This is a genomic window from Pseudomonas sp. 22189, from assembly GCF_052045635.1.
Taxonomy (GTDB): Bacteria; Pseudomonadota; Gammaproteobacteria; order Pseudomonadales; family Pseudomonadaceae; genus Aquipseudomonas; species Aquipseudomonas parakoreensis.
In genome coordinates, this window is the sequence record NZ_JBQEPG010000005.1 from 218,797 (window position 1) to 230,220 (window position 11,424).

Here is an 11,424-nt window from a genome sequence, read left to right on the forward strand (position 1 = left end):
CCCTCGCCACATTGCTTATCTGACCATTATTCCCCCGCCAGCGCTCGCAACTGCGCCAGCGTCTGCTCATCCAGCACGATCCCTTCGGCCATTGATCGCGCGCGCTGCAAATGCCGACGATCGCCCGGCAAACGTTTCAACCCCACACCGTGCATCTGCCGCACCAGCTCTTCGCTGCGCTCGGCAAACGGTTGCCCGGCAGCTTTGCTTGGATCGATGACGATCAGCAACTGCCCGGTCCACGGCGTTTTGGCCCCGGGATGGTTCGACCAGTCGAATTCGAAAGAAAAGTTCCCGCCTGTCAACGCCGCGGCCAGCAGCTCGACCATCATCGACAGCGCCGAACCTTTGTGGCCGCCAAACGGCAACAGTGCGCCGCCCTCAAGAATGGCCTTCGGATCCTGCGTCGCCTGACCCAAACCGTCCACACCCATTCCGGCGGGCAGCCGTTCGCCCTTGCGTGCGGCAATCTGCACGTCGCCGTGAGCAATGGCACTGGTCGCCAGATCAAACACGATCGGTGCTCCGCCGGCCCGGGGCGCGGCAAAGGCAATCGGGTTGGTGCCGAACAGCGGTCTGTCGGCGCCATGGGGCACCACGCAGGTCATGCTGTTGACCACGCTGAGCGCCACCAGGCCTTCCTCGGCGAACGGTTCGACGTCCGGCCAGAGCGCCGCAAAGTGATGGGAATTGCGAATCGCCAATACGGCGATCCCGGCGTTGCGCGCCTTTTCCACCAGCAGCGACCGGGCAGCGGCCAGCGCCGGCTGGGCAAAACCATTGCCGGCATCGACTCGTACAAAACCGGAGGCCACGTCCTCGACCACCGGCACCGCCTGACCATTGACCCAGCCACTGTTGAGGGTCGAGACATAACCGGGAATACGGAACACGCCATGACTGTGCGCCCCGTCACGCTCGGCACCGGCGCAGTTGGCAGCCAGGGTGCGGGCGACGGACGCCGACGTACCATGGCGCAGAAAAACCTTTTCAAGCAATTGCGTCAACGCTTCGAGCGAAAGTGTGGACGCAGCGAGGGAAGACAGGGGTTCGTGTGGCGCAGACATCTGAAGCTCCAGACTAATTATTGGAGGGAACAACAGCGTACGAATATCCAGCCCACCGATTAACCACGTCAGACACGGGTGCTGTCAACCGTTGCGGTGAAGGCGTGTCGCAGCAAGCACACGGCGCTGCCGCTGGTGCGGTAACTATGTACCACCCGCGTCATCTGGCCGGTCATTAGTCTCGAGTCTCAATTTACCGGTGCACCAGACGGTGCCCTGAACGAGACCCGATGATGCCTGCTCACCTGCCTCCCCTGCTGTTCCTGTCCTTTCTCGATTCCCCCGGATTGTGGCGTGAACTCGGCAATGTCCATCACTTGTCCATCGCTGACTTCCAGTGGCTGAACCACGTGCAACTGGCCACCCATGCACTGCGCAGTCAGCAAACCCCGCCCATGCTTGCCCATCGAATCCTGCTCAACACCGACGATACGCCTGCAGTGCCTCTGGCCGGCAGCTTCATACTCAGTGCCACCCCCGAGGATCGCGGCGTCATGTTGTACACCCCCTTCGACGGGCTGAAAAAACATGCCAGCCTCGCCAGCCTGACCGCACACCTGGAAGAGCGCCTGAAGCGTGTCACCGAAGATGATCGGCTGCTGGCCTTGCTCGCCCTGTCACAACGCAAACGGCTGGTTGAGCGACGCGCTGTCAGCGTGACCTACCAGCTTGTCGAAGGCGATATCTTCGAAGATCAACGCGCTGCCATCGAACACTGCCTGCGACTCAACGCTCAGGCAATGCTCGATGAATTGATGCAATTGCCCGAACTAGACAGCCTGCTCCAAAGCATACTCGACGCGCTCCTGACGCCGACCATGCGTGGCGTCGACCAGACCCGCACACGCGCGAACCATTACACAGCCGCCGCAGCAAGCGGTCCGGCATCGACCGACCGCCCATCACGGAGCGGGTTTGAAGCGCTGTCACTTGGCGATGCGCTGCTGTTGCACTATCGCCACACCGGATGGCCGATTGGCCAGACCCATGAGTTTTCGCACCCGGACCGGACAGTCCAGGCCAGTGATCAGCAACACTGGGAAACAGCCATCACCACGGCTTCGGGCAAACTGCTGGTATTGCTGTATCAGCAAATGGAGCGCTATTGGAATGGGCCCAGCGCTGCCGGGGGCCCGCGGCGCAGCGTATTTACACAAAGCATTCGACAGCAGGCGCTGGCTGACTTTTTGCTCAAACGCGAGGCTGGCATTATCGAGCAGCACACCTTCGACAGCCTGCTGACCTCGTTGGGTTTCAGCGACGGTCCGGCACGCCGCGCGACGCTGGAAACCGTGCGCTTGTGGGAGCATCAGGCAAACTTCGTGGAGCTGGCCGGCGCGCTGATGATCAGCCATTCCGACAGTTGCCTGTATACCCCGACCCACGGCTTGCAGGTGCTCAGGGATTACGAAGATCTCAAAGCCATGCTGCTCAGCAAATTTGCCAGCCCCGGGCACGAAGACGAACTCTACGGCCTGTTGAATCTCGATGAGCGGCAACGCTTCCTCGGTTTCGACAAGCCGCAGGTTTCCGGCCAATCGATTGCCGGAGATGTTTTCAGCGTGCTGCTCGAGTTGATCATCACCAAGCAGCGACAGAACATCGACTATGCCCTGCAGTGGTATCGGCACAGCGACGGCGCCTTGGATATTCGCGCACTGTTCGACAAGGCCCTGGACATCCGTTCGATGCTCCACGAGCGGCTTGAGACCCTGGATGCCCACGGGCGCTGGAGCACCCGGCCGATGCTCACTGGCAACCAATTACCTTCAAGGGTGCTGGCGGACACCGCCGCGGGCGAAGTGCGCAAGTTCGGCAGCATCATGCCTACCCTCGCCGCCGACTTCGCCGCCCAACCGCTGACCGTCACGGCGCTGCAGCGCACCTACCTGCAAGGAATCGCCGCGAAGCTGGCGCACGCCCTGTCTGTCGGCATCACAGGTGAAGCACGGTTGAGAGTCCTGAACGGGACGCTGAGTCGCCATGAGCAAGCGCTGGTCGACACCGTATTCAATCCGGATCAACCGGATCGCAGCCGCCGCAGGGCACTCAACGGGTTTCAGCCGGATGCCTGGTCATTGACATTGCAGGTCGCCGGGCAAAGCGAAATGCTGCCGCTGGCCAACTGCGTCCTGCTCACGGAACGCGGTGGCCGCGATACGCAGCACTCAGGACGCGCGATGGTGTGGACACCAGCCCTGGGCCTGGAAGTCTTCCGCTCAATCGAGCATGCCAGACAGGTTTTGGACCAGCGACTGGCGGATCCGCAAAAACGCCTGACGCTGTTCGAAAACCTTTCCCCCCGGCACCAAGGGCTCCATCAACACTTCACGCTGGGACAGTGGCAGCTGATCAGCCGCAGTGTCTTGCAGGATCGGACCGAGTCGGCGATCGAACATTTTCTCCAGCGCTGTGAACAGGTACGGGGCCGTCAATGGCCAAAGCCGCGGGAAACTCAAATCCTCAGGACGCTGCGTGAGCACGTCGTAGAGACCAACCTGCAGCGCGCCACCGCTCTGGCGCGGGCGATCGGCAAACAGCATTCGTTGCCTGCCTGGCTGGGCATGGCCACGCTTGAAGCGCAGCAGTTGCATCTGGAGCTGCTGGAACAGTGGCGCCACAACGTCATTGACGATCAGGATTATCTCCACGCGCTGCCAACCGTGCGTGACTACATCAGGCAGACCCTTCAAACGCTGTTGAGGACCCGCTTGCAGAGGCAGGATCTCGACCCCGAACAGATCACCATCACCCCGGCACAGACGCTGATCGGGCCTGCGATGAGCCTGACCGATTTCGCCTTGAACCATGCGCATCTCGCACAGAGCACGGCATTCACCCTCAGCTCGGGTACCGACCGGGCGCTGCCGACAGGGCTTGACCCGCAAGCCGTCAGGAGCCTGCTGCTGTCCCTGAACGTTGCAACGACGTTTGCCGATAAAATCACCTCGGCGTTGTCCGCCAGTAACGTCGCTGCTGAACAACGCAAGCAGCGTTTCCTCCGCCAGCTGCCGTGGCAGTTGCTGCAGCATGCCCATCAGTTACAACTGCAACAACGCTTGTCGCCGAAGGCCTTCGGCTTGATTGCTCAGGTGCTCGACATGCCCGACGCCGTGGCCCGCGCGACCGTGCAAGGCGCCGATGCCATTGCCCGGCCGCTGGCGCTGATCAAGACCGCCGGGGCTGCAGCGGTCAAGGCGTTGGGCCTGTACTTGATCGGACCTGCAGGAAAACCCGGTCCCCAAGTGTTGTATGCGCCCTACCATGGTGAATACGCATTCAGTGAATTCGAGGATGAGGCGTCAGTCATCGCCGCGCTGAATACGCCGGGCTCACTGCAGGACTTGTTGCTGCGCCGCTTGCCGGAAACTCAACGTTCGATCTTCAGCGCGTTGTTCAACGCAAGCAGCGGCCAGGCGAGCGAGATGACCCTGGCCACCACTCCGGTCAAGGGTAACTGGTTGCTGCAGTTGTTCGACGACAACCTGGCCTTGTTGCCACGTTTGCTGAGCGGCCATTCAATGCCGTCGGCGCAAACGGACTGGGACGCCGCGAAGCACCTGTTCAGTTCAGGCATCCAGTTGGTCCGGGGCGTGCTGCCGGGCAAACTCGCCTGTGCGCAGTTTCTCTGGCAAAGCTACAAGGATTTCAAGGGCTCGGCCGAAGCGTTGCAGGATCACCACTGGAAACGTGCACTGGAAACCTTTACCGCCGGCGCAGCGGAAATGATCACTCTCGGGCGGCTGGCTCTGGAGTCACGTCTGGAATCTCAAGAGGCGGTGCCGCCGCAGCCAACCGCGCCGAGCGCCCCTGTCCTTGCGCAGACCAAGCCGACCGATCCGCAGCGCACCGCGTTGCAGGCATTCGAAACCTCGAAGATCGCCCTCAAGGATCTGACCCATAATGCTGCCGAGGGCACGTATCAGGACCTGAACACCAGAGCGACCTACGCCCCCATTGCCGGCAAAGTCTATCCCGTGGAGCGGCCGGGAGTCGTCTGGCAAATCAAGGGCGCCGGCCAGCCAGGTTCGGTGTTGCAGCACACCGCTTCGCGGCAGCTGGTGCTGGATCCGGATCGCCATACCGTGCATTACGGCAAGGCCTTGTCGAAGATGGTCAACCATTACACCACCCATCGCCAGGCCCGGTACATGCTGAATATCGAAGCGCAAGGCATGGAAGAAATCCGCGCCCGCCATCCGGAAAAAGCACTCATGTTGATCGAGGCAATTGATCTGGCCCGGCATTACGCGTTCAACAGCCTGCACAATCTTGTTCAGCTAAGAAACGATGTGCCGGGCACGCGCCTCGATACTTTTCTCAAGTCGTTTTTTGACGTGCAACGGATTGATGCCGACATGCTCCACAAGTTGAAGCTGTCCATCGTGCCGATCTGTAATGCATTGGTCGATCCAACAGAAGACCTGTTGAATACTCGTCGCTTTGTGGTCGGCTCGAACAGACAGCCCGACTCGGGTGTAATCGCCTTTGTACTGGATGGCGATTTACTCAAGAAGGTCCATTTCACCGAAAAATTCTTCAATCAAGAACTGGAGTGGTACAACACCGGGCTGACCGAGCCCTTCAATGTCGAAGGGCATGCACGGGCCGCGACGCTCATCCACGAGTTTTCCCATCAGTTCAGCAAGACCGTAGACATTGCTTCGCTGGAAGCGCGGCGCCCGTTTGCTGATCTGATTGCTACGGTGACCGGTTACGGAGCTTCCCGCAAACAGTTGCAGACACGTTTTCAACGCGAAGCTCTGTCACTGTCTACCCCCCGTGAAGAGCTGTTCTCGCGCTGGAGCCATGAACTTCAGGAGTGGCTGGATATCGACATGATTGAAGGCATGAATCATGTACGCAAGGAAATTCTCAAGACCACGCGTAGCGCGAATCTGGATGACGCGCGGACGGCTTTTCTCAACCCTTCCAACCCGACTCCACGAATCGACACGATATTGCGCAATGCCGATTCGATCGCCTTTTTGATCTGTGAAATGGGCCGCCAGCTCGATCCGGTGCCCCAAGCTCAAGAAGGGCTCAACTGAAGCAAAAAAAATGCGCAGGCGGTTGGCCTGCGCATTGTTTATCGCGAGGCAAGGTCAGTCTTTCTGGTCGCGCAATACATTGCCCGAGGCACCATCGATACGGAATTCATACACCGAACCATCGGCCTTGCGTCCCTCACCTTTCCAGTAGCCGTCATTGTCGGCCTCGATTTCATAGACTTCGACGTAACCGGCCTTGGTTTTCACGATCTCGATAGCCTTTTCGATGGTGACCCAGCCCGCACCGGGACGGTCAGCCATGGCAGCACCGGCACTGAACAAGGCGGCGGTGGCGATTGCAGCGGCCAAGGTTTTTTTGATCATTTTTTCACTCCATTTGTGGATGATGTTCGTCTAACGTCCTGTTTTTGGGCGCCACACGGAAAAATAAGTTCCACTTTGATGGGCAATTGCCATGACGGATGTTCTCGGCACCCGACCCGCAAGGTTAGAATGCAGCAAATCAGGACGAGTCAATGACCCAAGAATCCCTCTCGGAAGCCGAATACGATGCAATCACCGATGCCGCCGCGCACTGGTGCATGCGTCTGCACGCCGTAGACTGCTCCGCCGAAGAGCGTCTGGCTTTCGAGCAATGGCGCGATGCGCATCCGCTGCATGCGTTCGAATATGACGCCATGCTGGAAATCTGGGACGTTGCCGAGCACTTGCCCCGTCCGCAGGCGCTGCCAAATGTACCGCTGAATAAAGCGGTTCCCGCCTGGCGTCGCTATGCAATTGCGGCGAGCGTCTGCGCACTGGCCTTGCCACTGGCGGCGTACGGTGGCTGGAATCTGGGCTGGTTGCCCAACAGCTATCAGCACTTCGAAGCCACCGACAATGTCCGTCAAGTTACCTTGAACGATGGCAGTCAAGTCGAACTCAACCTCAACACCGAGCTGACGTTCAGCAATTACAAGGACGAACGCCGAGTCACCCTGAAAAAAGGCGAGGCGTTTTTCGAAGTCAGTTATGACCTCTCCCACCCGTTCGTGGTCAGGGCCGGCGAAGGCAAGATCCGCGTGACTGGCACCCGCTTCAATGTCTGGCTCTACGAAGATCAGGTGCGGGTCAATCTGATCGAAGGCTCGGTGCTGGTAACCAGCAACGCCGCACTGCCCGGCGACGGTCTGCGCCTTGGGCCCGCCATGCAGGCGCAGTACCGGCATGGCGATTACATGCCACAGATCAGTCAGACCTACGCCAACGACAACGCTCTGGCCTGGCGCAGTGGCAAACTGGTGCTCGACAACCTGGCACTGAATGAGGCCTTGCCGCTGATCAATCGCTATCTGAGCAAACCGTTGAAACTGGCTGACGCCAATACCGGTGCCATCCGTGTCGGCGGTGTCTACAACGTCAAAGAACTCGGCGGCCTCGTCAACACCCTGCCCAAAGTGTTGCCGGTCTACCTGACCCGTAATACCGAGGGTGATCCGGTAATCAATTCGATGCCGCGGCAGCCGCCGAAAACCTGAAACCCGACACCACCTGCCAGGGTGAACCCAGAGCAATAAAAAGCCGCTGTCCCCATTCAGGGGGCAGCGGCTTTTTCGTTCAGGCTGACTTACCGCGCAACCACCTCAGCGCTCTTGCCCGCCACTTCGCGAACAGTCTGCAGTTGATACTGCGGATCGGCAGCAATCTGCTGCTCAGTGAACGGCAACACGCTCCACTGCTTTTTCGAAAACGCCTCGGTCTGGTCCCGGGAATATTTCGACTCGGGGTCACTCGACAGCGAGAACGCCAGCAGCCCCTGAGCATGCGGACCGTTGTCGTCAAAGCTCACCACTTGCAGATAACTGGTACCGCTGATCACTTCGAGTTTGCCGTCTTCACGCGGAACGCTCTGGATCGCGTTGTAGATTCCCAGCGTCCCGGGCCCGCCGTGGATCGCAGTTTGTCGAGCGCCGCTGCTCACCACTTGAATATCGCCCCAGCGGGTTTCAGGTTTGAGCCCCATTTTCTGCGCGGTGGCGGCCGACGCCAGCAGCGCTTCACGCAGGGCCTTGCTCACGGTCGGTTGCTCGATCGCCAACCCGCGTGGCGTATGTTGCGGGTCTTTTGGATCGAACGGCACCCGCCAGACATCCGGCGACGCTTGCAACGCCTGCATGATGTTCTGGAAGTGCACCAGACCAATGCCCGAATCCAGATTCGCCCGGCCATCCCAGCCCTTGAGGCTGACGCAAACCGGCTTCAACGCGGCCGCGTCCGCCCCCAGATCCGCAGCGCAGAACTTCAACAGATCGGGCAGCACCTGGGTTGCCAGATAGACGTTGTCGTCCATCACCATCTGCTGCAGATCCTTGACCGCCAGCGGCCCCTTTTTGCCCAGTGCACTCAGACGCTCCAACGCAAATCGTGATCGCAGCCCCAGTGGTTGGCCGTCCTGACTGATCAGTGGCGAGAACCCGGTCAGCGGTTGTGCCGGGTTGGCCAGCCACGCGGAATCGTTGGAGTGCTGAACGAAGTCCTTGCGCAACAGTTGCGGCAGCTGGCTGGCGGCATAGATGCCCTTCTGCGCCGCTTGCGGATCGATATCCCAGGCGCAAGCGCTGTTGGAACCGTCGAGCACAATCATCTGCAAGCCGATGCGCGGGTCGCTGCACTTGGCCAGTTTGTCGGCACTGACGTTCGGCACCACCGACAGGTTCATGTACAGCGTTTGCCCCTTGTCATCCACGGCCAGCGTGTTGACCCACGGGATGCCCTGGATCTTGTGCACCGAATCCTGCAGGGCTTTGAGGCTTGATGCCTGGTTCATCGCGTACCACTGCGTCAGCACGCGATCATTGTCCAGATTGGCGTCGCGCAGGCTGTAAGCGTACTGATGATCCCAGTCGAGTTTGCCCGGCCACTGTACGATCGGGCCGAACTGCGAGCTGTAGACATCGCGCGAAACCGGCACCACTTGGCCATCCGCCTGTTTGACCTTCACGGTGACGGTCTGCTTGTTCAGCGGCAACGATTGGCCGTCGAGCAGGTAGCGGGTCGGGTCTTTCGGGTCGAGTTGCAGGCGATACAAAGTGAAGTGTTTGGATGAATCGACCGTGTGGGTCCAGGCCAGATGCTGGTTGAAACCGATGTTGATCATCGGCAGTCCCGGCAAGGCGGCGCCCATGACGTCGAGTTTGCCGGGGATGGTCAGGTGCATCTGGTAAAAGCGCATGCCGCCGACCCACGGGAAATGCGGGTTGGCCAGCAACATGCCGCGTCCGTTGAATGAGCGTTCACTGCCGACCGCCACGGCGTTGCTGCCGCGATCCAGTGCGAAGCGCTGCAAGCGCGCGTCCGCCAACTGATAGGCCTGCGCCTTGCTATCGAACTGCGCCGTGGCCTGCGGCGGGGTCGCGCCCGCCAGGGCTTCGGCGAACTGCCCGACACCGCCCTCGACCAACAAGCGCCGAGTGAGCTTCACCAGATCTTCGGCAGCGATATCGCGCACCCACTCGCCCTGGCACTGTTGCGGCAGACCTTGCTCGCGGCGTTCGGCCAAATAGCGGTTGTAGCCGGCGGCATAACCTTCCACCAGATCGTGCACCTGCGCCGGTTGCGCGTCCCAGAAGGCTTTCACCGCTTCGGGGGTGTTGAGCCAAGTGAAGAACAGGTCGCTGACGCGATTCTCGCGTTGTTCGACAGTGAACTGCTCCGGCCCGAAATAGCGCGAGCGCTGACCGTTGACCGTGACAATTTCGTTGGCCAGCAAGCACAGGTTGTCCTGCGCGTAGGCGTAACCGATGCCGAAACCCAGCCCGCGCTCGGTCTCGGCGCGGATGTGCGGTACGCCAAACGCGGTGCGGCGGATATCGGCACTGGCTGGCGTGGCGGGACTGAATGCATGGGCCGACAGACTGAGCCCGAGAAACGCGCTGGCGAGGGCCAGCCCGGTTAACTGCCTGGAAATAATCACACTCGCTCCTGATCGATAGGACGCGGTTCGACGCGTGCTTTGCGCAAGGTCCGAACTCGGTCTGAAGTTGACGCCTGCGCCTGGGCGCAAGGTGGCTGTTCAGAAAACGAATGCAGCAAAAAAATATTTAGCCCGTTTGCCCAAGGGACAAACCGCCGATGACGGGAAAACAACGAATAACCGACAAAATTTCTACATATTTCCTTTCATGATTTGTCGTGCTGAAACGTCTTGTTTACTGAGAGCAGCCAAAACGTTTCCTGAACAGGCTCTGCAAAGGAGTAACCCATGTACAACTCGCAACTACCAACGGACGGTAGCCAGGCGTCACAAGGAGCTTCCATGAGTCCCCGCGCGAGCAGTTTCGCACCCAGCCCGGAACGCCAGGGCAATGAGCGCATTCGCCTGCTGCTCAAAAGCTTCGGTCTGCGTACCAGCCTGATTCGCCTGAAGGTCATCGACGCGCTGTTGGTCGCCGCGCAAAACGATCGACGCCTGGGCGTGCGCGGTGTGCACAGCCAATTGCTGGACCTGGATATTCCGTTGTCCTTTCTCAGCGTGCGCGAAGTGTTGAAGCGTCTGTGTGCCGAAGGTGTGGTCACCTTCAACCCGGACAAGAGTTACAGCCTGCATCCACAGGCTGCTGCCGTGCTCAATCACGATTGAAGCGTCCCGCGATCGCCGTCAGGGTTTGACCTTGCGGCGCATCACCCCGTTGATCACCACCACGACCACCGCCACACCGATGGCGATGTACTGGAACGTCTTCTCGCTGATCATCCCGGCATTTTGCAGCCACGACAGGCCGAGCATGATCGCCAGCACCGACAGCGCGATCAGTATCGAATATTTCAAACGTTGCTTCTGGGTCATTGCGGGTTCCTGAACCTTTCAAATGTATCCGGTTTGTATCCGGTTGCATGCCATGCACATACCGTGTTGCGGGGATGGGCTTTGATAAACGCGGTCTCATGTTACAGCCGATGAAGAGTTTTGGCTTCATGACGGCGTAACCATGAGGATTTTTGAAATGTTCCGTCGAATCACCTGGCTGATTCCCGTCCTTGCCGTACTGACCTTGAGCGGCTGCATCATTTTCCCCCACGGCGGCTGGCATGACGACCACCATCGGTACCAGGAAGGTCCCGGTTATTACCAACATCGATAGGCGATGACTCCCCGCATAAACGTTAAAAACTGTGTTCCCGGAACGACCGCGCCTGCTGAATAGCAGGCGTTTTCTGTCTCTAATGTGACCTGCGCGTGTAAGACGCTGATCAAGCTTTTGTAGGACTCTTCGAGCTGCAACGATTTGCGCATTTTTGATATTTCTGGACACACCTGCCGGGTGTAAATCCCCCTCCCCACCACCCTACCCTCTGCGCTCCTGATG

Annotated in this window: 8 protein-coding genes; 4 read left to right on the forward strand and 4 right to left on the reverse strand. The window is 59.6% G+C overall.

Annotated features, from left to right (window positions below; all coding sequences use genetic code 11):
- Positions 1 to 26: 26 nt before the first annotated feature.
- Positions 27 to 1,067, reverse strand: a complete 1,041-nt coding sequence (locus tag ACTJKS_RS07365) for an Ldh family oxidoreductase (RefSeq protein ID WP_108182630.1) — start codon at positions 1,065 to 1,067, stop codon at positions 27 to 29.
- A gap of 233 nt (positions 1,068 to 1,300) precedes the next feature.
- Between ACTJKS_RS07365 and ACTJKS_RS07370 the strand changes: the two genes are divergently transcribed.
- The gene (locus ACTJKS_RS07370) at positions 1,301 to 6,118 is read left to right on the forward strand and encodes a hypothetical protein (protein ID WP_411157870.1); all 4,818 of its coding nucleotides are present in this window, start codon (positions 1,301 to 1,303) and stop codon (positions 6,116 to 6,118) included.
- Between the two features lie 54 nt (positions 6,119 to 6,172).
- Here the strand turns inward: ACTJKS_RS07370 and ACTJKS_RS07375 are convergent, their stop codons facing one another.
- Positions 6,173 to 6,442: a PepSY domain-containing protein gene (locus ACTJKS_RS07375; RefSeq protein ID WP_007961867.1), complete on the reverse strand. Its 270-nt coding sequence runs from the start codon at positions 6,440 to 6,442 to the stop codon at positions 6,173 to 6,175.
- Positions 6,443 to 6,594: 152 nt separating this feature from the next.
- On the opposite strand from ACTJKS_RS07375, the gene ACTJKS_RS07380 reads away from it, so the two are divergent.
- Entirely contained in the window at positions 6,595 to 7,596 is a 1,002-nt protein-coding gene (locus ACTJKS_RS07380) for a FecR family protein (protein WP_108182628.1), read from the forward strand.
- 89 nt (positions 7,597 to 7,685) lie between these two features.
- On the opposite strand, the gene pvdQ is transcribed toward ACTJKS_RS07380, so the two are convergent.
- Positions 7,686 to 10,031 carry a bifunctional acylase PvdQ gene (gene pvdQ, locus ACTJKS_RS07385; protein WP_108182627.1) on the reverse strand — a complete coding sequence of 782 codons (2,346 nt, stop codon included), beginning with the start codon at positions 10,029 to 10,031 and terminating at the stop codon, positions 7,686 to 7,688.
- 288 nt (positions 10,032 to 10,319) lie between these two features.
- Between pvdQ and ACTJKS_RS07390 the strand changes: the two genes are divergently transcribed.
- Positions 10,320 to 10,697, forward strand: coding sequence for a fe2+ zn2+ uptake regulation protein (locus ACTJKS_RS07390; protein ID WP_047294218.1), 378 nt, complete (start codon positions 10,320 to 10,322; stop codon positions 10,695 to 10,697).
- A gap of 18 nt (positions 10,698 to 10,715) precedes the next feature.
- Here ACTJKS_RS07390 and ACTJKS_RS07395 read toward each other — a convergent pair whose 3' ends face one another.
- Positions 10,716 to 10,904, reverse strand: coding sequence for a hypothetical protein (locus ACTJKS_RS07395; RefSeq protein WP_041067099.1), 189 nt, complete (start codon positions 10,902 to 10,904; stop codon positions 10,716 to 10,718).
- 157 nt (positions 10,905 to 11,061) lie between these two features.
- Between ACTJKS_RS07395 and ACTJKS_RS07400 the strand changes: the two genes are divergently transcribed.
- Positions 11,062 to 11,199 (forward strand): hypothetical protein, encoded by a 138-nt coding sequence (locus ACTJKS_RS07400; RefSeq protein WP_177327908.1) that lies wholly within the window; start codon positions 11,062 to 11,064, stop codon positions 11,197 to 11,199.
- Positions 11,200 to 11,424 lie beyond the last annotated feature (225 nt).

Excerpts from the sequence above, each read along its gene's own strand:
- ACTJKS_RS07365 (WP_108182630.1), bottom strand. The coding sequence starts at position 1,067 with ATGTCTGCGCCACACGAACCCCTGTCTTCCCTCGCTGCGTCCACACTT.
- ACTJKS_RS07370 (WP_411157870.1), top strand. The coding sequence starts at position 1,301 with ATGCCTGCTCACCTGCCTCCCCTGCTGTTCCTGTCCTTTCTCGATTCC.
- ACTJKS_RS07375 (WP_007961867.1), bottom strand. The coding sequence starts at position 6,442 with ATGATCAAAAAAACCTTGGCCGCTGCAATCGCCACCGCCGCCTTGTTC.
- ACTJKS_RS07380 (WP_108182628.1), top strand. The coding sequence starts at position 6,595 with ATGACCCAAGAATCCCTCTCGGAAGCCGAATACGATGCAATCACCGAT.
- ACTJKS_RS07390 (WP_047294218.1), top strand. The coding sequence starts at position 10,320 with ATGTACAACTCGCAACTACCAACGGACGGTAGCCAGGCGTCACAAGGA.
- ACTJKS_RS07395 (WP_041067099.1), bottom strand. The coding sequence starts at position 10,904 with ATGACCCAGAAGCAACGTTTGAAATATTCGATACTGATCGCGCTGTCG.
- ACTJKS_RS07400 (WP_177327908.1), top strand. The coding sequence starts at position 11,062 with ATGTTCCGTCGAATCACCTGGCTGATTCCCGTCCTTGCCGTACTGACC.